The 20,654-nt window shown below is 45.2% G+C and carries 14 protein-coding genes; 6 read left to right on the top strand and 8 right to left on the bottom strand.

The features are described from left to right. Positions 1–31: 31 nt before the first annotated feature. From cydB to aspS, 7 genes are all read right to left on the bottom strand, one after another. On the bottom strand, positions 32–1,168 hold the full coding sequence (gene cydB / locus QUF19_RS10975) for a cytochrome d ubiquinol oxidase subunit II (protein WP_286293269.1): 1,137 nt from the start codon (positions 1,166–1,168) through the stop codon (positions 32–34). A 13-nt stretch (positions 1,169–1,181) separates the two neighbouring features. Further along, positions 1,182–2,768 (bottom strand): cytochrome ubiquinol oxidase subunit I, encoded by a 1,587-nt coding sequence (cydA, locus tag QUF19_RS10980; protein ID WP_192889012.1) that lies wholly within the window; start codon positions 2,766–2,768, stop codon positions 1,182–1,184. Positions 2,769–3,320: 552 nt separating this feature from the next. After that, entirely contained in the window at positions 3,321–4,337 is a 1,017-nt protein-coding gene (ruvB, locus tag QUF19_RS10985) for a Holliday junction branch migration DNA helicase RuvB (protein ID WP_286293272.1), read from the bottom strand. Positions 4,338–4,410: 73 nt separating this feature from the next. Continuing rightward, positions 4,411–5,022 carry a Holliday junction branch migration protein RuvA gene (gene ruvA, locus QUF19_RS10990; protein WP_286293274.1) on the bottom strand — a complete coding sequence of 204 codons (612 nt, stop codon included), beginning with the start codon at positions 5,020–5,022 and terminating at the stop codon, positions 4,411–4,413. Between the two features lie 92 nt (positions 5,023–5,114). Beyond that, the gene (locus tag QUF19_RS10995; protein ID WP_286293278.1) at positions 5,115–6,575 is read right to left on the bottom strand and encodes a methyl-accepting chemotaxis protein; all 1,461 of its coding nucleotides are present in this window, start codon (positions 6,573–6,575) and stop codon (positions 5,115–5,117) included. 215 nt (positions 6,576–6,790) lie between these two features. After that, the gene (gene ruvC, locus QUF19_RS11000) at positions 6,791–7,312 is read right to left on the bottom strand and encodes a crossover junction endodeoxyribonuclease RuvC (RefSeq protein ID WP_004736470.1); all 522 of its coding nucleotides are present in this window, start codon (positions 7,310–7,312) and stop codon (positions 6,791–6,793) included. A 212-nt stretch (positions 7,313–7,524) separates the two neighbouring features. Beyond that, the gene (aspS, locus tag QUF19_RS11005) at positions 7,525–9,297 is read right to left on the bottom strand and encodes an aspartate--tRNA ligase (RefSeq protein ID WP_017111038.1); all 1,773 of its coding nucleotides are present in this window, start codon (positions 9,295–9,297) and stop codon (positions 7,525–7,527) included. 316 nt (positions 9,298–9,613) lie between these two features. Between aspS and QUF19_RS11010 the strand changes: the two genes are divergently transcribed. From QUF19_RS11010 to QUF19_RS11035, 6 genes are all read left to right on the top strand, one after another. Then, positions 9,614–10,498 carry a DUF72 domain-containing protein gene (locus QUF19_RS11010; protein WP_286293283.1) on the top strand — a complete coding sequence of 295 codons (885 nt, stop codon included), beginning with the start codon at positions 9,614–9,616 and terminating at the stop codon, positions 10,496–10,498. 139 nt (positions 10,499–10,637) lie between these two features. Continuing rightward, complete coding sequence (gene cmoA, locus QUF19_RS11015) at positions 10,638–11,366, top strand: carboxy-S-adenosyl-L-methionine synthase CmoA (RefSeq protein WP_017105755.1); 729 nt, start codon at positions 10,638–10,640, stop codon at positions 11,364–11,366. Between the two features lie 182 nt (positions 11,367–11,548). Beyond that, entirely contained in the window at positions 11,549–12,520 is a 972-nt protein-coding gene (gene cmoB, locus QUF19_RS11020) for a tRNA 5-methoxyuridine(34)/uridine 5-oxyacetic acid(34) synthase CmoB (RefSeq protein WP_017105756.1), read from the top strand. Positions 12,521–12,806: 286 nt separating this feature from the next. After that, the gene (locus tag QUF19_RS11025) at positions 12,807–13,547 is read left to right on the top strand and encodes an ATP-dependent zinc protease family protein (RefSeq protein WP_102361408.1); all 741 of its coding nucleotides are present in this window, start codon (positions 12,807–12,809) and stop codon (positions 13,545–13,547) included. A 17-nt stretch (positions 13,548–13,564) separates the two neighbouring features. Then, the gene (locus QUF19_RS11030; protein WP_286293292.1) at positions 13,565–15,070 is read left to right on the top strand and encodes an inactive transglutaminase family protein; all 1,506 of its coding nucleotides are present in this window, start codon (positions 13,565–13,567) and stop codon (positions 15,068–15,070) included. A gap of 3 nt (positions 15,071–15,073) precedes the next feature. Beyond that, entirely contained in the window at positions 15,074–16,054 is a 981-nt protein-coding gene (locus tag QUF19_RS11035; RefSeq protein WP_102434771.1) for an alpha-L-glutamate ligase-like protein, read from the top strand. A 301-nt stretch (positions 16,055–16,355) separates the two neighbouring features. Here the strand turns inward: QUF19_RS11035 and fdhF are convergent, their stop codons facing one another. Beyond that, positions 16,356–20,585, bottom strand: coding sequence for a formate dehydrogenase subunit alpha (fdhF, locus tag QUF19_RS11040; protein ID WP_286293296.1), 4,230 nt, complete (start codon positions 20,583–20,585; stop codon positions 16,356–16,358). Between the last annotated feature and the right edge of the window lie 69 nt (positions 20,586–20,654).

Genomic DNA, 20,654 nt, shown 5'->3' on the forward strand with positions numbered 1-20,654 from the left:
AAAATTTCTCCTAAGTTATTTAACTTCTAGCTTAGTAAGCTGAAACGTCATTATCTTCGATGTGTTTCTTATCTAGACGACCAAACATTTTGTAGTATGTCCAAGTCGTGTAGCAAAGAATCACAGGAACCATTACCGCCGCAACCGCAGTCATTAGGCCAAGTGTTAGTTCACTCGCTGTTGAATCCCACATAGTCAAACTTTGACTTGGATTCAGGCTCGATGGCATTACGAATGGGAACATTGCAAAACCAGCCGTTAAGATAACACCAGCGTTCGATAGGCTTGAGAACAAGAATGCGAAACCACCGCGCTCAAAGCGAGATGCAATCACAGCAAGTAGCGGCATTGCTACACCAAGAATCGGCGCAGCCCACATTGCTGGATACGTTTCGAAGTTTGTCATCCAAGCACCAACTTGAAGTGATACTTCTTTATTTAGCGGGTTTGAGTCAGCAAACGTATCGATAGTGCTTGTGATTACATAGCCTTCGATAGATTGAACCCAGAAGCCACCAATAATAAACAGAGCAATAGCAATAACACCCGTGATCTGAGCAACGTTACGAGCGCGGCTGTGCAGTTCTTCTGTTGTCTTCATTTGAAGCCATGTTGCACCTTGCATCACGAACAACATCAGAGCCAACACGCCACAAAGCAATGCAAACGGGTTAAGCAGAGCGAAGAACGTACCATGGTACTTAGACATCATGAATTCGTTCAGTTCGAATGGAACACCTTGTAGTAGGTTACCAAATGCCACACCGAAAATGATTGGCGGAACTGTGCCACTAAAGCAAAGTGCGTAGTCCCATGTTTTACGCCATTTTGGATCTTCAATCTTAGAACGGTAATCAAGAGCAAGTGGTCGTAACCAAAGCGCTGCTAACGTCGCGTACATTGCGAAGTAGAAACCAGAGAAAGACGTCGCGTAAACCAAAGGCCATGCAGCAAACAATGCACCACCAGCCGTAATTAGCCAAACTTGGTTGCCATCCCAGTGAGGGGCAATCGTGTTGAGCATAATACGACGTTCAGTGTCGCTCTTACCGATAACAGGTGAAAGGGCTGCAACACCCATATCAAAGCCATCAGTTACGGCGAAACCAACCAGTAGAACACCGATCAATACCCACCAAATAAGTCGTAAGCTTTCGTAATCAAACATAATATTCCCTCACTTATACTTCGACTGAACGGCTAACTTTGTCTTCAACAGAGTTATCGTTTTGTTCGAAGTGGTAACGGCCTGTCTTTAAGCTACTTGGACCTTTACGTGCGAATTTCAGCATTAGGTAAACTTCAGCAATCAAGAACACTGTGTACAGTGCCAGAATCGCGAATAGAGAAGTCCAAAGCTGTTCAATAGTTAGTGCTGATGCAGCCACGTTAACCGGTAGGATTTCACCAACCGCCCATGGTTGACGACCAAACTCAGCAACAAACCAACCTGCTTCAATCGCAATCCAAGGTAGTGGAATTGAGAACAACGCCGCTTTAAGTACCCATGGTTTCTGTTCGATCTTCTGACGACACGTTTGAACAAACGCTGCACCGAATACAAACAGCATGATGAAGCCACAAGCAACCATCAGACGGAACGACCAGAATAGAGGCCAAACTGTTGGGATAGAATCATCCGCAGCCATTTGGATTTGATCTTCTGTTGCATCAACAACGTCGTCTGTGTAGCGCTTAAGAAGCAGACCGTAACCTAGGTCACCTTTCACTTCGTCGAACGCTGCCATGTTTTCTTCAGATTTGTCACCAGAACGTAGCTTTTCAAGCAGCTCGTATGCGTACATACCAGTACGGATACGATCAACGTGATCATCACGTAGGTCACGCAGGCCCGTTACTTCAGTATCAAGCGAACGCGTTGCGATGATACCCATTACGTAAGGGATTTTAATTGCGTAGTCAGTATTCATTGTTTCTTGGTTTGGAATACCAAAAACAGTAAATGCGGCTGGAGCTTCTTCAGTGTGCCACTCTGCTTCTACCGCAGCGAGCTTCACTTTTTGAACTTCACCAAGCTCGTAACCAGATTCATCACCTAGCACGATTACTGACAGGATCGCCGCCATGCCGAAAGATGCTGCAATCGCAAAAGAGCGACGAGCAAAGGCAAGGTCACGACCTTTAAGAATGTAGTATGAGCTGATACCAAGGATGAACATTGCACCCGTTGTGTAACCAGACGCCACTGTGTGTACAAATTTAACTTGTGCTACTGGGTTTAGTACAACTTCAGCGAAGCTCACCATTTCCATACGCATGGTTTCAAAGTTAAATTCTGCACCCACTGGGTTTTGCATCCAGCCGTTTGCTACCAAGATCCATAGCGCTGAGAAGTTAGAGCCTAGTGCTACTAACCACGTTACCGCTAAGTGCTGACGCTTTGACAATCTGTCCCAACCGAAGAAGAAAAGACCAACAAAAGTAGACTCTAGGAAGAATGCAACAAGCGCTTCAATAGCTAGCGGAGCACCGAAGATGTCTCCAACGTAGTGAGAATAGTAAGACCAGTTTGTACCAAACTGAAACTCCATGGTTAAGCCTGTCGCTACACCAAGAGCAAAGTTAATACCAAACAATTTACCCCAGAACTTGGTCATGTCCTTGTAAATTTGTTTGCCCGTCATTACATATACTGACTCCATAATGGCAAGAAGAAATGCCATACCTAAGGTCAGTGGAACAAATAGGAAGTGATACATCGCTGTAAATGCAAACTGCAATCGCGACAGATCAACAACATCAATCATGGTAACTCCTTTGTGTCGGCTGAATGACACTTGTGTGATAATTCACCGCAAAAATCCATGTTAAAACAATTTATATAATTGTTATTACAAATTGAAATTTGTAGCAAAAACGTACCGTTATAGTTAGATTATTGTTAAGCATGAGCTAATATAGCTGGCGCTAATATTACTGGTAAAATCAGTATGTTTCAAAAGGTTTATGGGAGAACCCTGCGTTGATTTGTATCAAATTTATTCGAGCAAATTAGAGTTATTTTTGTACAATCATGATTAAAATCACACCAATTCTGCTTGCCTTAATAACAGCGCATGATATCTGTGACAAAAGCTCAGCACCGCCTCAACATACGAATTACAACTACCTATAAAGTATTAACAAAAAATATGACAACTTATTTCATTTTTTGTTGCCCAAATCAAACCTGCAATCAAAGTTTTCATTTTTGAAGCGCCCTTTTCGACCTTTTTACCGACTCGCTCAAAGAGTTGTTATTCAGTAAAAAGCAAAAAATCCCAGCGCTTATGCAACTGGGATCTTTAGAAATGAATAAGTTAACGATTAGAAGGCTTATCTATTCCGAAGTGTAAATACGCTCTGTCGGTAGCAATTCGACCTCTTGGTGTTCTTTGCAGATAGCCCTGCTGAATCAAATACGGTTCCAATACATCTTCAATCGTATCTTTTTCTTCACCAATCGCGGCTGCCATGTTGTCGATACCGACCGGACCACCACCAAACTTCTCCATAATCGCAAGTAGAAGCTTTCTATCCATGTAGTCAAAACCTTTGGCATCCACGTCCAACATGTTGAGTGCCTTATCCGCCACTTCTGGGCAAATATGTCCGTCGGCTTTCACTTCCGCGTAATCTCGAACGCGACGTAATAAACGGTTCGCGATACGCGGTGTACCACGAGCACGACGAGCAATTTCTAATGCCCCATCCGACTCCAATGAAAGTCCAAGGCAATCTGCGCTGCGCTGAACGATGTTTTGAAGGTCTTCAACCTTGTAGTACTCAAGACGCTGAGTAATACCAAAACGGTCACGTAATGGCGATGTCAGTGAGCCAGCACGAGTGGTTGCGCCAATCAGAGTAAAAGGAGGAAGGTCGATCTTAATAGAGCGAGCCGCTGGGCCTTCACCAATCATGATATCCAGTTGGTAATCTTCCATTGCTGGATACAGAACCTCTTCAACCACAGGGCTTAAGCGGTGGATCTCATCAATGAAAAGCACATCGTTTTCTTCGAGGTTGGTTAATAGCGCGGCTAAGTCGCCCGCTTTTTCTAAAACCGGACCTGAAGTCGTACGGATGCTCACATCCATTTCATTGGCAACAATGTTCGCCAACGTGGTTTTACCTAAACCGGGAGGGCCAAAAATCAACAGATGATCCAGAGCTTCATTTCGCATTTGAGCGGCTTGAATGAAAATCTCCATCTGGTTACGAACGTGGTCCTGACCTTGATAGTCGGCTAGCGCCTTTGGACGTATTGCACGGTCGATAACATCTTCATCTTTAAAGACCGGATTATCCGGTGCAATCAGGCGATCGGCTTCAATCATAAATTCTGTTATTCCTAACTCTGCGCACAGGCAAAGTGAATGAGTCTATTTTGTAGAACAAGTATACGAGGTATTAAACCATCGACTTCAGTGCTTCGCGAATCACTTGTTCGCTGGTCATGCCATCTTTAGCCACTTGAGCAACAACTTTAGAGGCTTGAGTCGGTTTATAACCCAACGCAAGTAGTGCGCTTACTGCTTCTTCTTCAGCATCGTGAGCCGCTGGCATCGAGTCCATTGGCGCTGCATCCGTTGCAGGCGTAAACAAGTCACCTGCTCCCCACCCTTTGAGGCGGTCTTTCATTTCAACAACCAGACGCTCTGCCGTTTTCTTACCAACACCCGGCAGTTTAACCAGTGTTGAGATATCTTCGCGTTCAACGCTTTGAACGAATTGGCTTGCCGTCATGCCTGAAAGGATACCAAGACCAAGTTTAGGGCCGACACCATTCGCTTTGATCACTTCACGGAACAAGGCGCGCTCTTTAACGGTGTTAAAACCATAAAGTAGCTGAGCATCTTCACGTACCACAAAATGAGTGTAGATAATTGCTTCTTCGCCTACGTTTGGTAACTCATAAAAACAGCTCATTGGCATTTGGACTTCATAACCAACACCACTGACTTCAATCAATAATTCAGGTGGCTGTTTTTCTATTAATGTACCGCGGAGACGTCCGATCACAATTCACTCTCTTGATGGAATTTAATTTGAAGGACAGAATATAAAAGAACTGGATACTTATCCAGTTCTTTGTGTTTTTTGAAGTGAATTATTTAGGCTTGCTTAGCTTGCGAGACCACGCTGTTCAAGCTCGCAACCAGTTCTTTAACCGAAGTAACATGACCTGTTAGCTCAGAACCATAATTAGCGACTAAACCTGACACCGATTTAGTTTCCGCCACGCTTTGAGCCACTTCTGAACTGGCGAGATCGAGCTCTTTCAACGAGTCCATCTGCATTGCCATAATATTGGTGAGCTGATTAACATCTGTTGATATGGTTTGCACCTCTGAGATAATGCCGTTCATCTCGCTCGCCGTGGTTTCGATGATTGCTCTGCCGTGTTCAACTTCTTCTTTACTGCGGTCTAACAACGTTCGAATCTCTATTGCTGAATGACTGCTTTTCGCCGATAGCTCTCTCACCTGATCCGCGACCACAGCAAAGCCTCGCCCCTGTTCACCCGCGCGCGCAGCTTCAATTGCAGCATTGAGAGCCAATAAGTTGGTTTGCTCAGCAACCGAGGTAATCAAATCAGCGACTTTCATGATTTCTTGATTACTTTGAATGATCTGGCTGATCGCATCGGTTGAGGCTTCTAATGACTCTGAGCTTTTTTGCGCTTTGGTGCCCACCGCTTCGCTGCGCTCTTTCAGTTCACCCACAAATGAATTAGATTCTTCGATGCCTTGAGTCATTTGATGGAGTTGTTGGCTCATCTCTTCTGCGGCGCTCGCTTGAGATTCGCAATTGATATTCAACACTTCGACTTGAGCATGCAAGTCTTGTGACTGCTGATCCAAATGAACCGAAACACCTTGTAGGCTCTCTGAATTCGAATTGGCTTGGTCGAGCACGATAGAAAGTCGGCCTTCGCTTTGCGTTGCTTGGTTAGCAACATGTTGGCTTTCTGAAATCGCCTCCTCTGCCATTTCGATTGCCACCTCTTTTTGCTTAGCGGTAAAAGCTTGAGCAATGCAGATCACCACCAACGGCATGATCACGCCAGACCAAGTTTCAACCACTACCGCATCAGGGGTTAGCTCAAGCTGAGGAAATGCAAATCCATTGAGATGTGCAGACGTCATCAACAATGACACACCGACAACCAGCCCGCTCCACACCAAAGCCACGATTCGAGTCCCCGATAAGAAAAAAGCGACCACTAACAAAGGCACCCAATAAGCTTGAGTGGAAGCCACTACCCCACCGCTTTGATAAATGATGTTCAACGCGTGGACAGCCATGCCGACAAAACCAAAGTTAAGGGCAAGGCTCGGTTTACTCGTCACGCGGAGTAGCAGTGCCGAGATCAGTTCGAATACGATAAGAAATACAGATGTGGCGACCAGCAGTTGCTCTTCATGCTTAGTCCACTTGATTAAGCTATAGACGCCCACAAAGAATGCGATAAAAGTGAAGAGTAATAAGATATCGGCTTGTCTGACTTCGTTGTTACTCCACCCGTTACTTTTGGGTAGAAACAGCGCGCGCCACAGCTTGATTGGGTTCATCAGTGATCATCCTTGATTAACTTGTAAGACCTCCGACCAATGTTAATAACATGTTAAATGATACGCAATGTTATTATCTGGGTTATGTTCGAAAGATCTCATTTCGTCAAGGATTTAGCGGCGCATTGTTTTGATATGAGCCAAGCAGGGCGTGAGGCTCATCAATAGAATAGTCTTAAAAGGCAGAATGTTAGGAGCTAACAATAGAATGAGATTTAACGGTAACGCCCTTTTCTTGCTCCTGTTGCTTTACCTGCAAGTGCGACCAAGGTTTTATTGGTGTTAGCGTGAGTGATCGCTACGCCTAGAGCATCGGCTGCATCGGCTTGTGGCTTAGCCGGTAGTTTAAGCATACTCATCACCATATTCTGAACCATAGACTTATCAGCGCCACCATTACCTGTCACCGCTTGTTTGATCAAACGAGCCGCATATTCATGTACGGGTAAATCAGCATTCACCGCAGCTACAATCGCACTGCCACGCGCTTGGCCAAGTTTAAGCGCTGAATCGGCATTCTTCGCCATGAACACTTGTTCGATCGCGAATACGTCAGGCTGAAACTGAGTAATGATCTCACTCACGCCCGCATAGATTTGCTTTAAGCGACCTGGCAGTTCTTTTTCGGAAGTACGAATACAACCACTACCTAAGTAATATAGATGGCGACCATTTTGACGAATCACGCCATAGCCGGTAATGCGAGAGCCAGGGTCAATCCCTAAGATAATAGACATAACTTCAAATACTGATTATTTATACATGCTTTATGAGCTTAGTATATCGAACGCAAAAAAAAATGCCCGTCAAATTAACGGGCATTTCGTTGTTCTGCGAAAGAAAAAGTTCTAACAAAAACTAAATTTTATTGAAAGCTTAAGTGCTATCTAAGACTTAAGCTCTATCGAAAACTCACTGCTTAATTAGAAAGTTGAGCTTAATCGTTTGATTAGTCTTCTTTCTTCGCTAAGTTAACAGCGATTGCTAGCTCTTCCAGTGATGCTGGGTTTGCTAGGCTTGGCGCATCTGTTAATAGACATGCTGCAGCTGTTGTTTTCGGGAATGCGATAACGTCACGGATGTTCTCTGTACCACAAAGAAGCATTGCTAAACGGTCAAGACCGAATGCTAGACCTGCGTGTGGTGGCGTACCGTACTTAAGCGCTTCAAGTAGGAAACCGAACTTCTCTTGCTGTTCTTTAGCTTCGATACCTAGGATACCGAATACAGCCGTTTGCATTTCTGCGCTGTGAATACGTACAGAACCGCCGCCTACTTCGTAGCCGTTGATTACCATGTCGTATGCATCAGAGTTAGCTGCTGCTGGGTTTGCTTTTAGCTCTTCCGCGCTCACACCAAGTGGTGATGTGAATGGGTGGTGCATTGCGTGAAGGTTGCCTTCGCCATCTTCTTCGAACATTGGGAAATCAATAACCCAAAGTGGAGCCCACGCTTTCTTGTCTGTTAGCTCTAAGTCATCACCTAGCTTGATACGAAGTGCGCCCATTGCTTCAGCAACGATGTTCGCTTTATCTGCACCAAATAGGATGATATCGCCAGATTCAGCTTGAGTGCGCTCAAGAAGACCGTTGATTACGTCTTCGTTTAGGAACTTAGCAACTGGAGATTGGATACCTTCCATGCCAGCAGCACGGTCGTTAACCTTCATCCAAGCTAGACCTTTCGCGCCGTAGATACCTACGTGCTCTGCGTAACCGTCGATTTGCTTACGAGTCAGCTTAGCGCCACCCGGTACACGGATTACCGCTACGCGACCTTTTTCGTCGTTCGCAGGGCCAGAGAATACTTTGAACTCAACATCTTTCAGTAAGTCAGCAACGTCTACTAGTTCTAGTGGGTTACGTAGATCTGGCTTATCAGAACCGAAACGACGAATCGCTTCAGAGAATGGCATTACTGGGAATTGACCCAGTTCAACATCTAGAAGCTCTTTCCACATATCGTGAACGAGCTTTTCAGTGATGTTACGCACTTCTTGAGAAGACAGGAATGATGTTTCGATATCGATCTGAGTAAATTCAGGCTGACGGTCAGCACGTAAATCTTCATCACGGAAACATTTAACGATTTGGTAGTAACGGTCAAAACCAGACATCATCAGCAGTTGCTTGAACAGCTGAGGAGATTGAGGAAGTGCGTAGAAGCTACCTTTATGAACACGGCTTGGTACTAGGTAGTCACGAGCGCCTTCAGGTGTCGCTTTAGTTAGTACTGGTGTTTCGATATCTAGGAATAGGTTCTCGTCTAGGAAACGACGAACGAAGCTAGAAGCACGTGCACGAAGCTTAATACGATCACTCATTTCTGGACGACGAAGATCGATGTAACGGTACTTTAGACGCTGTTCTTCAGAGTTCGTTTGGTTGAAATCCAGTGGAAGCGCTTCTGAACGGTTGATGATCTCAAGGCCAGTTGCGTAAAGTTCAACTTCACCCGTCGCCATATCTTTATTTACTTGGCTGTCAGGACGAACACGTACTTCACCAGTAAATTTGATACAGAATTCATTACGCAGTTGGTTAGCGATCGGGAAGATATCTTTCATATCTGGATCGACAACAACCTGAACGACGCCTTCACGATCTCGCATATCGATAAAGATAAGACCGCCTAAATCACGGCGACGGTTTACCCAGCCGCACAATTCTACAGTTTGTCCCGCCAGGGACTTGTTCAGGTTACCACAGTAATGGGTACGCATAATGAATTTCCCAATCTCTTAATTATTTACTAGTTTCCAAGCTGTCAGTGGTCATTCCACACAACAGAGCAAAGGAACATTTATACGCGGAAACTCGCCTAAAATCGACCTTCCACATTCGAATTTATTGTGTTTTATCTGGCTTTGCTGCTTTTTAGCCCATCAAGTGCGCAAAGATTCATCAAAACCGAAAAAATTGCGTTAATTATATCTCGAAAGTACATTAATCAGCAAAAGTCTCGTACAGTAGTTTTTCGTTTCAACTTCAAAACGTTTTGTAATGACTAATGGCGTGAAAACTAACGGTGTAATGACGATGGAAACTTTACCTTTAAGACTTGGATTAACAATGTGGTCTCATTCTGAGTGGCAAAGTCAGTTCTATGGTAAAGGAACAAAACCTGCTGAGCGCTTGGAAAAGTACACCCAAGTTTTTCATACCGTCGAAGGCAACACGACTTTTTATGCGACACCCAGTGTCTCAACGGTCAATAACTGGAAAGCCGCGAGTCACGATGATTTTAAGTTTACGTTTAAGCTGCCTAAGTTCATCACCCACCAGCAGCACTTAAAACATTGCCAAGCCGAACTCAAAGAATTTCTGCTCACCATGTCGCCACTGCATAGGCGCATTGGTCAATGGACGATTCAATTGCCCCACAGCTTTGAACCCAGCATGCTCCCTGCCCTTCAAAAATTTTGTACCTTGTTTCCAAAAGACATGCAGCTCGGCGTTGAAGTTCGTCACCTTGGTTTCTTTGATAAAGGCGATGCCGAAAAACGTTTCAATCATTGGTTAATAGAAGAAGGGATCAATCGCATCATCATGGATAGCCGCCCTGTTTTCTCCGCACCACCAACCACAGAAGCGGTGATCGACGCACACCAAAAGAAACCACGCGTTCCGGTTCATGCCATTGCGACGGCAAACAATCCGATGGTTCGCTTTATTGGTCATCCAGACCAGGAACCCAATCTCACATTCTTTAAACCTTGGTTCGCGAAATTACCAACTTGGTTAAATGAAGGTAAACAGCCTTATTTAATGATTCACACCCCAGACAATAATCACGCACCTGAGCTTGCGATCGCTATCTATAAGCAGTTACAGACACAAGTTACTGAACACACACAGATAACCTTGCCTAATTTGGCGGAGTTTCCTGCTCAAAAAGGTGACCATCAAATCTCGATGTTTTGATGGTAAACAACCACTAACATGCGTTCACTTTCATCAATCTCAGTTTTCGTGACACAAGCGATTTTTTTACGTAAAATACGTCCCCTTTTATTTGGTACGAATTCTGTGCCAATTACGCTGACTGTCGAGAGAGAATGCAATGAGCAACAAAGACAATATCTTTTCCGCTCCCATTGATAAAATTGGTGATTTCACCTTTGATGCAAGGGTTGCTGAAGTATTTCCAGATATGATTCAACGCTCGGTTCCTGGATATAGCAATATCATCTCTGCTATTGGCATGTTGGCTGAACGCTTCGTAAAACCGCACTCAAACATCTACGATTTGGGTTGCTCTCTTGGCGCCGCTACATTGTCGATGCGCCGCCACATCCAGCAAGAAGGCTGTACGATTTTTGCTGTCGATAATTCGGAAGCCATGGTTGAACGCTGTAAGCTGCATGTAAACGCCTACCGAAGCGATACGCCAGTCGAAGTTATCGAAGCTGATATCCGTGAAATCGAGATTAAAGACGCTTCAGTTGTTGTGTTGAACTTCACCTTACAGTTCTTATCACCAGACGACCGCTACGCTCTGCTTGAAAAGATCCATGCAGGCTTACGTCCGGGCGGTATTTTGATTCTGTCAGAAAAGTTTGTGTTTGAAGATGAAAGTTCAAATGAACTGCTTATCGATCTGCACCATGATTTCAAGCGTGCAAACGGATACAGCGAGCTTGAAGTCAGCCAGAAACGCAGTGCTATCGAAAATGTCATGCGTCCAGACTCTATCCCAGTCCACAAGCAGCGTTTTGAAAAGATTGGTTTCTCAAGCAGCGAAGTGTGGTTCCAATGCTTCAACTTCGGTTCGATGTTCGCGATTAAATAGCGCATATACCCAATCAGCTCGTACTAAAACGTCATCCTCAAGAGCGAGGAACGAGTGAGTTGGGGATCTCTATCAAGTACGATAAACCGAGATTCCCTATCATGTTCGTCCCTCACTGTAGGGAATGACAAATTTAATTTTTATTTTAGGGTTTATTGACCCTATTAACTCAGTGAAAAACTATGTTTAATTTTGCCAATTTTTATCAACTCATTGCCCAAGACACTCGCCTACAGCCGTGGCTCAATGTTCTTCCTCAACAGCTGACGGATTGGCAAAATGCAGAGCACGGTGACTTTGACCGTTGGTTACGTGCACTGAATAAGATCCCGCAAGGCGTTCCTGATCAAGTTGATTTAAAGAACTCTGTGACTATCGGCAGCAGCACACCATTTCAAACAGGTGAACTTAAAAAGCTAGAGAGCTTATTAAAGACGTTCCACCCTTGGCGCAAAGGTCCTTATACCGTTCATGACATTCATATCGATACAGAATGGCGCAGCGACTGGAAATGGGACCGTGTACTTCCGCATATCTCACCGCTTAAAAACCGTTCAGTACTCGATGTAGGTTGCGGTAATGGCTACCACATGTGGCGTATGTTAGGTGAAGGTGCTCGTTTGACCGTCGGTATCGATCCGTCGCACCTTTTCCTTGTTCAGTTTGAAGCTATCCGTAAGCTGATGGGCGATGACCAACGCGCTCACCTGTTACCTTTAGGTATTGAACAGCTGCCAAAACTGGAAGCTTACGACACTGTATTCAGCATGGGTGTGCTTTACCACCGCCGTTCACCGCTCGATCATTTGATCCAATTAAAAGACCAATTGGTATCTGGTGGCGAACTGGTACTTGAAACGTTAGTGATTGAAGGTGACGAAAACGCTGTTCTTGTGCCTGTTGACCGCTACGCGCAAATGAGAAACGTGTACTTCTTCCCATCCGCTCGCGCACTGAAACGCTGGCTTGAACAAGTTGGTTTTGAAGACGTCCGCATCGTTGATGAAAATGTTACGACGGTTGGCGAACAACGCACAACAGAATGGATGACACATAACTCACTGCCAGATTACTTAGACCCGAATGATCCAAGTAAAACAGTTGAAGGTCATCCAGCACCGAGACGTGCCGTTCTTGTGGCGACAAAGCCGTAAATAAGTTCTCCGCAGCTATTGTTCTGGTGACCACCGAATAATAGCTTTTGGTAGCAATGAAGCCATCACATCTGTCGCAGTAAACTTTGACTTAAAAGCGCGTAAATTGAACAAAAATTGACTTATGTTTAATAAGTGAGCTATTTCAATTGGCGATAACTGGCGCAGCGCTCACATTGCGATTCAATATGACCAGACTCTTACATTAGGATGCTTCACGCATCCTTTTTTGTAGGCTAAACTTCTAAATAGTCTGAACTATTCTCTAATTTCCAAAGGTTTTTTTATGTTTAAGCGATTATCGCCAATTGTGGCGGTTGGTTTGCTCTCTGGCTGTACCCTCACCAACGGTGCGGCCTACCACCAAGAAACTCTCGACGCTATTGCCCGCTCAGAGACAAACATCGCAAATAAGGTTCAAAACCTTGAACTGCAAGTCAGCAATCAAAGTGATTATATAGAAAGCTTAGAAGACGAAATCATCACCCTTTCTAGCCAATTAGATGTTCATCTAACGAGCATGGAACACAAAGTTATTGAACAGCTAGAGGAAGAAGAACCTGTAGCAGTAGCAACCCCACCGATCGCTCCTACATCACAACCGACCATCCTTGGTGGAATCGAAAAAGTATCCATTGATTCTATCAACCAAAGCTTTGATGCACGTGTTGATACCGGCGCAACAACCTCTTCTTTAAATGCTGTAGACATCAAAGAATTCGAGCGTAACGGTAAAGACTGGGTGAAGTTCCACTTAGCAGATAAAGCACAATCACCAGAAGACCAGAAATGGATTGAAGCACCTGTTGTACGTTTTGTAAAAATCCGCCAATCAACCAATGATCAGACAGAACGTAGAGCTGTGATTGAATTATGGGTGAAAGTTGGAAAAATCCATGAAAAAGCGCAATTTACATTGGCGGATCGCTCTCAAATGAGTCACCCTGTATTACTAGGGCGCGAATTTATCAAAGACATAGCGCTAGTAGATGTAAGTAAAAAATACGTACAAACGGAAGTTAAATAACAATAGTAGGGTAAGCTATGACGTCAAGAATTCCATTTTATATCTCAATTTTCCTGCTCATCGTAGCAGGTATAACACTGAGTATGTTCAGACATACAACCTACGGTGTACCCTGGACTCCAGGCGAAACTAATCAGGTTTGGGACATTGAAGCTCGTATCGAATTCAATGCAGTGGGCAAAGAAGCAAAAGTTTCACTAGCCGCACCTCACACACAGTCTAACTTTACACTTATCGGCGAGTCAGCTTCATCACCAGGCTACGGCATTTCATACTTGGATACAGATTCAGGTCGCCGTGCTGAGTGGTCAATTCGTCACGCAGATGGCCCGCAAACTATCTACTACAAGACACAGTTCTTAGTCGACAGCCAAGCGAACGTTACTTCAACACCTCCAGAAGGTGAAGTGGCTCAACCAAGCTTTGACGGTCCTGAAGAAGCTGCAGCTCTTGCTTTGATTGACAGAGCAACCAAGCGTTCAGCAGATAACATCACCTTTACTCGTGAGTTAATCAAAACGCTTAACGATCCAGACAGCCAAAACTCAGCGCTGATTCTGAATAACATGACTAAAGTGGAAGCGACACACAAGCTACTTTCTGCCGCTAAAATCCACAACAAAGTGGTCGGTGTTATTGAGCTGGAAGACGGACGTCGTCGCCAATCAATCCAACACATGAACCAAATTTGGGATAATAACCAGTGGGTTCTATTCTCTCCTGAATCTAGCGAGCAACAAGTTCAACCAAACTTACTCATCTGGGACGAATCAAATGTCTCTCTATTAGATGTAGTGGGCGGCCAGAACAGTAAAGTTCACTTCTCGATGATTGCTCAGGAAATCTCACCAACAGAAGCAACCAGCAGTAAAGTCTCTGCCGATCAACTGTTGAACCTGTCGATCCACAGCCTACCGTTAGAAGAGCAAGCGATGTTTAAAACCATCATGCTGATTCCAATTGGTGCGCTTATCGTTGTGTTCCTGCGAGTTATCATCGGTCTTAAGACTTCTGGTACGTTCATGCCCGTCCTGATTGCCGTGGCATTCGTTCAAACGCAGTTGGTGACAGGTATTGTAGGCTTCCTACTGATTGTTGGTACTGGTCTTGTAATTCGAAGTTACTTATCCAAACTCAACCTCTTGCTCGTGGCCAGGATATCCGCCGTAATTATTACGGTAATTATGATTATCTCGATATTTACTGTAGTCGCATTTAAAATCGGACTTACCGAAGGTCTATCGATTACGTTCTTCCCAATGATTATCTTGTCTTGGACTATCGAACGTATGTCTATCCTTTGGGAAGAAGAAGGCGCGAAAGAAGTTGTACTACAAGGTGGCGGCTCACTATTTACCGCGGTACTTGTTTACTTAGGTATGACTAACCCGTTCATTCAACACTTAACGTTCAACTTTATTGGTTTGCAGCTTGTTATTCTAGCGACCATCTTGCTACTAGGTAACTACACAGGCTACCGCCTAACCGAGCTTCGTCGCTTTAAACCGCTAGCGGAGGACTAAGTTATGTTTGATCAATTTACTTCACCGTTTAAGTTGAAAGACAAAGGCATAATGGGGATGAACAAGCGTAACCATAGTTATATTGGTCGCTATAATGATCGTTCCAAGTATCCACTCGTTGATGACAAGCTTAAGACTAAGATTATTGCTGAACAGGCTGGTGCAACCGTACCAAAGTTGATTGGCGTAATTGGTCACCAAGCTGAAGTAAAAACAATCCATAAAATGGTTAAAGAGTGGCCTGGCTTTGTTATTAAGCCAGCGCAAGGAAGTGGCGGTAAAGGCATCCTTGTCGTGATCTCTCATAAAGATGGGGTTTACACCAAACCATCGGGTTCAACCATTAACGAAGAAGACGTAGAGCGTCACATCAGTAATGCTCTAGCCGGTCTTTTCTCACTAGGTGGTAAGAACGATGTAGCTGTAGTTGAAAACCTCATCAAGTTTGATGAGTGTTTCGAAGGCTTCAGTTACGAAGGCGTGCCAGATGTACGAATCATCGTATTTAAAGGCTACCCTGTGATGGCGATGATGCGTCTTTCTACTTCAGCTTCTGACGGCAAGGCAAACTTGCACCAAGGTGCTGTGGGTGTCGGTATTTGCATCGCGACCGGAAAAGCCGTTCGTGCGGTTCAGTTTGACCAACCAGTAACTCACCACCCAGATACAGGGAAAGAGTTGGCGGCGCTTCAAGTGCCGCATTGGGAAAAACTGCTGACTCTTGCATCAAGCGCTTGGGAAATGACAGGTCTTGGCTACATGGGTACGGACATGGTTTTAGACCAAGAAGAAGGCCCTATGGTACTGGAGCTTAATGCTCGTCCTGGATTAGCAATACAGATTGCAAACGGCGCAGGTTTATTGCCTCGCTTGCATCATATTGAAAATCTAGGCACACCCGCTGAATACCCAAAAGCTGCAGAGCGCGTTGCCTACGCGGCTAAGCAATTTGGTGTTCACGGTAGCGAGATTGTACCGAGCTAATCTAAATGAAGAGCTAGCTAAGTTAAGCTTAGTGATTGAGTAAATAATTCGATACCGAGTCGAGTTCAATAGAAAAGCCGCATAACTCTGAGAGTTACGCGGCTTTTTAATGTCTGAAGTTTAAGTTAGCGCATTAATACCAATCGTAGTAAATAACTGTTCACCCTAGCTGGTTAAAATACTCGATAACTGCGTTAGAATTTTTGATTGTAGAATAACTACTTATCAAAAAATTCCGCCTTGTTCTCAAGCCTGTTTCCTGCGCTATTTCTGATCACTTACTTACTGTGATTGGTATAAGCTAGGCCTCTGTTGCTTCAGTTTCAGGCTTGCGGATTGGATCAATACGCACAGCCGCCACCTTAAACTCTGGGATCTTGGCATGTGGATCCGTTGCAGTCGTCGTCAAACGGTTAACCGGTGATTCCACGAAATGGAATGGAATAAACACCACACCCTTTTGCATTCGTTTAGTGACAAAAGCAGCAATTTCAATTTCACCACGACGTGTCGATACCTTTAACATCTGTCCGTTAGAGACCCCTAACGCTTCAGCATCATGAACACTGACCATTGCACGCGGCCCAGCTAAGTTATCTAACCCTTTTGTCTTGCGAGTCATGGTACCGGTATGGAACTGCTCCAACACACGCCCCGTCGTTAGTACTAATGGATATTCTGAATCTGGCAGCTCTGCCGCGTATCGAAACGGAATTGCTTCCATTTGACCACGCCCGCGAGTGAATTGAGTTTGGTGCATGATGCGAGTGCCGTCAGGATTGTTCTTGTTGCTCGGCCACTGGACACCATTCACGGTAATGTTCTCCCAACGTAAGCCACCATATTGCGGAGTCACTCTTGCTATCTCATTGGTGATATCGGCAACGGTGTTATAGCCCCAACCGCCGCCCATTGCGTTGGCTAGCATCTGAATAATCACCCAATCTTCTTTCGCTTCACCGGGAGGATTAACCGCAGGATTAATACGTTGGACTCGGCGCTCTGTATTGGTGAAGTGACCGGATTTTTCTGCAAATGAGCAAGATGGCAGAACCACATCAGCATACTGCGCCGTTTCGGTTAAGAAGATGTCTTGAACGACAAGGAAATCCAACGCTTCAAGTCCTTCAATCACGTGCGCTTGGTTTGGATCACTGAGCACTGGATTTTCGCCCATCACGTATAAACCACGTACGTCACGGTGACACGCCGCATCGATAATCTCTGTGAGCGTTAAACCCGTTTCAGCAGGCAAATCGGAAACGCCCCACTCCATCGCAAATTTTTGACGAACCATTGGGTTATACACTTTCTGATAACCCGGTAGATTGTTTGGCAACGCGCCCATGTCACATGCGCCCTGAACATTGGATTGACCACGCAATGGGTTGATACCACCACCTTCAATTCCAATGTTGCCGCACAAGAGTTGCAGGTTAGCAATCGAGCGAACATTGTCGTGCCCTGTGGTGTGTTGCGTAATACCCATTGAGTAATACACAGCCGTGCGTTCTGCAGTGCCAATCAAACGCGCCATCGCGAAGATGTCTTCTGCTTTCACACCTGTCACCAATTCCACTTTGTCTAAGGAATAGCTTGGCGACATCACCTCTTGTAGCAGAGTATCAAAGCCATCAACTCGGTCTTCAATATACTCTTGATCATACCAACCGTGTTTGATGATCTGTTGCATTACACCGTTGATCAACATTACGTCAGTACCCGGTCGGTGCGCTAAATAGAGTTCCGCATGATCCGCAATATCGATCCTTTTTGGATCGGCGACAATAAGACGAGCACCACCATGTCTCACTGCTTGCTTGATGTGCGAACCAATAATTGGGTGCGCCGAAGTGGTGTCTGACCCAATAATAAAGATCACATCTGAGTGCTTGATACTTGGAATATCATTGGTCATCGCTCCACTGCCCAAAGAAGCCTCTAAACCCGTTACCGTTGAAGCGTGACAAAGGCGAGCACAATGGTCGACGTTGTTGGTTCCAAGCTCACGGCGGATGAATTTTTGGAAAGCATAGTTGTCTTCGTTGGTGGTTTTAGCCGAAGAGAAACCCGCTAGAGCATTGCTGCCAAAGCCTTGTTTAATCGCAGTAAATTTATCAGCGATCAATTTAATCGCTTCATCCCAACTTGCGGGTTGTAGCCAGCCATCTTTGCGGATTAATGGTGTGGTTAGCCGCGCATCGCTGCCGACAAAGTCGAACCCAAATCGCCCTTTCACACACAACATTCCCTCATTGACCGGAGAGTCCCCGCCCTCGATGTAGCGGATCTTGTTCTTTGCTTCATCAACATGCATGGTGAGCTTGCAACCCACCCCACAATAGGTGCAGATGGTGTCGACTTTCTTGAGTACGTCGGTATCGCCTTGCTTTTTGTCTCTCGCATCGACCATAGCGCCGGTTGGACACGCCTGAATACAAGATCCACATTGCACACAGTTAGAATCGCCCATTAAGGTTTTATCGGCGCCAAAGTTAGGACGACACTCAGGCCTTGACGCAGGCTTGCCATCTGATTGATTCATGAAGCTTAAAACGCCATGTACATTTTGTTCGCGACACGCTTGGATACACTGGCCGCAACTGATGCAGCGATTGGCATCAAAAATGATGAATTCAGAACTGTCATCAACCGCAAATTTTTGTCTGGTTAAACCGACCTTAGTTTCTTCAGCGCGAATCGCTTGCCAACTGTCGTTAGAAGCCACATCGATTTTGTATTCTGGATGCGTTTGCGTAGCCTTGTATTCAGTCGAATAATCTCGCAGGTCGCAATCGGTATTAGCTTGGCAGCCACACTCTAAACATCTTGCCGCTTCAGCTATCGCGTCGACATTATCAAAGCCAGTTTCTACTTCGTCAAAGCTTTGCTCGCGCTGCTCAGGGGTGAGTTCTGGCATGATCTTACGAGCCATTCGCTGTATCGATTTGTATTGCTCTGGATCAACGGCTTTTAGCTGCTTTTGCTTTCTTGAATTGAAGGGCTTCGCAGGGATCTGGTTCATGTCACCATTAAAGAATCGGTCGATCGCTTGCGCAGCAATTCGGCCATCCCCTACCGCTTCAACAGCGGTTGCTGGGCCACGTCGGAAATCGCCAATACTGAAGATATTGCCTGTTCCCGTGTGCATGGTTTGCGGATCAGCGTCAGCGGTATTCCAACGCGTTAGCGGGATTTCTAGTGACTCATTGTCCATAAAGCTAAGATCAGGCTTTTGCGACACGGCAGCAATCACAGTGTCGAAAGCCTCAACAAAAAACTCACCCGTCGGTTTCGGGCTTCGTCGACCCGATGCATCTGCAGGACCAAGTGCCATACGCTCTAATCGGATTTCAGATACATGACCATTCTCATCAGCAATGTTTTCAGCTGGATTGGTCAAGAAGTGGAATTTGACGCCTTCGTGTTCGGCCTCTTCGATTTCGTAGTCTTCCGCCGGCATCTCATCTCGTGTTCGTCGATAAATTAGCGTGGTATCAGCACCATCACGAACTGCGGTTCGAGCGCAATCAATCGCGGTATTACCACCACCAATGACAGCTACCTTTTTACCCGTGATGTATTGTTTATCGGTGACATAGTCTTTTAAGTAATCGACGCCAAGGTAACAACCGGCTAGATCACTTCCGGTGTAATTCATTTCGACCGCTTGTGATGCACCAACCGCTAAACAAACTGCATCGAAGTCGTTGCTTAAATCAGACAATGTAAAATCAACGCCCAACTTTTTGTCACACTCTACAGACATCCCGTTACGACACATCAGCTCGATTTCTTTGTCTAGAATCGACTTGGGTAAACGGTATTCAGGGATGCCGTAACGTAGCCAACCACCAGCCTTAGGCATCGATTCATACACACTGACATCGTAACCCTCATTCGACAGGTAATAGCCAGCGGTCAGGCCACCAGGCCCACTACCGACAATCGCAATACTCTTACCTTTGTTAGGTTTCTTCGTCGGCATATAGCTTTCTTGAGCGGCTAAATCTGCGTCGGCAGCATGTCGTTTCAGTTGGCGAATAGCAATAGAATCATCCACTAGGTTTCGGCGACATTCTGTTTCACAAAAGGCAGGGCAAACACGACCAATGGAAAGCGGCATCGGCAATGTCTGCTTAATTACCTCGATGGCTTTAATATGGTCATTCTGAGCGATATGATGCAGGTAAGATTGAATATCAACACCAGCAGGACAAGCGGTTTGGCAAGGTGCTTCGCAGTCAGCGTAATGGTCTGTCATGATGCGATTCAACGCATCTTGTCGATGTGTTGTTAACTGTTTTGATTGAGTAGTGATATTCAATCCATTAGACACTTCCAGTTCACAAGAACGTGTCATCCCCACGCCATCCACTTCGACCACACACAGGTCGCACGGTACTTTATCCGCTGTTTTGTTCAAACCACATAACGATGGAATCTCTAAACCACATGTTTTTGCTGCCTCAAGAACAGTTTGTCCTTGTTCAACGATTCGAAATTTTCCATCAATGACGATTTGAATCATAGCTTGTCTACCTTCCAGTTTGCGTAACAGTCACGCTCAAAAATAATGATTGGCACAGTAATGCAGTGA

The sequence above is a fragment of the Vibrio sp. FE10 genome (assembly GCF_030297155.1).
Classification (GTDB): domain Bacteria; phylum Pseudomonadota; class Gammaproteobacteria; order Enterobacterales; family Vibrionaceae; genus Vibrio; species Vibrio apostichopi.

Bases quoted from the DNA above. Each gene is read 5' to 3' on its own strand.
- cydB (WP_286293269.1), bottom strand. From the start codon at position 1,168: ATGTTTGATTACGAAAGCTTACGACTTATTTGGTGGGTATTGATCGGT.
- cydA (WP_192889012.1), bottom strand. From the start codon at position 2,768: ATGATTGATGTTGTTGATCTGTCGCGATTGCAGTTTGCATTTACAGCG.
- ruvB (WP_286293272.1), bottom strand. From the start codon at position 4,337: ATGATTGAAGCCGATCGCCTGATTGCACCGGATAATCCGGTCTTTAAA.
- QUF19_RS10995 (WP_286293278.1), bottom strand. From the start codon at position 6,575: ATGAACCCAATCAAGCTGTGGCGCGCGCTGTTTCTACCCAAAAGTAAC.
- ruvC (WP_004736470.1), bottom strand. From the start codon at position 7,312: ATGTCTATTATCTTAGGGATTGACCCTGGCTCTCGCATTACCGGCTAT.
- aspS (WP_017111038.1), bottom strand. From the start codon at position 9,297: ATGCGTACCCATTACTGTGGTAACCTGAACAAGTCCCTGGCGGGACAA.
- QUF19_RS11010 (WP_286293283.1), top strand. From the start codon at position 9,614: ATGGAAACTTTACCTTTAAGACTTGGATTAACAATGTGGTCTCATTCT.
- cmoA (WP_017105755.1), top strand. From the start codon at position 10,638: ATGAGCAACAAAGACAATATCTTTTCCGCTCCCATTGATAAAATTGGT.
- cmoB (WP_017105756.1), top strand. From the start codon at position 11,549: ATGTTTAATTTTGCCAATTTTTATCAACTCATTGCCCAAGACACTCGC.
- QUF19_RS11025 (WP_102361408.1), top strand. From the start codon at position 12,807: ATGTTTAAGCGATTATCGCCAATTGTGGCGGTTGGTTTGCTCTCTGGC.
- QUF19_RS11030 (WP_286293292.1), top strand. From the start codon at position 13,565: ATGACGTCAAGAATTCCATTTTATATCTCAATTTTCCTGCTCATCGTA.
- QUF19_RS11035 (WP_102434771.1), top strand. From the start codon at position 15,074: ATGTTTGATCAATTTACTTCACCGTTTAAGTTGAAAGACAAAGGCATA.
- fdhF (WP_286293296.1), bottom strand. From the start codon at position 20,585: ATGATTCAAATCGTCATTGATGGAAAATTTCGAATCGTTGAACAAGGA.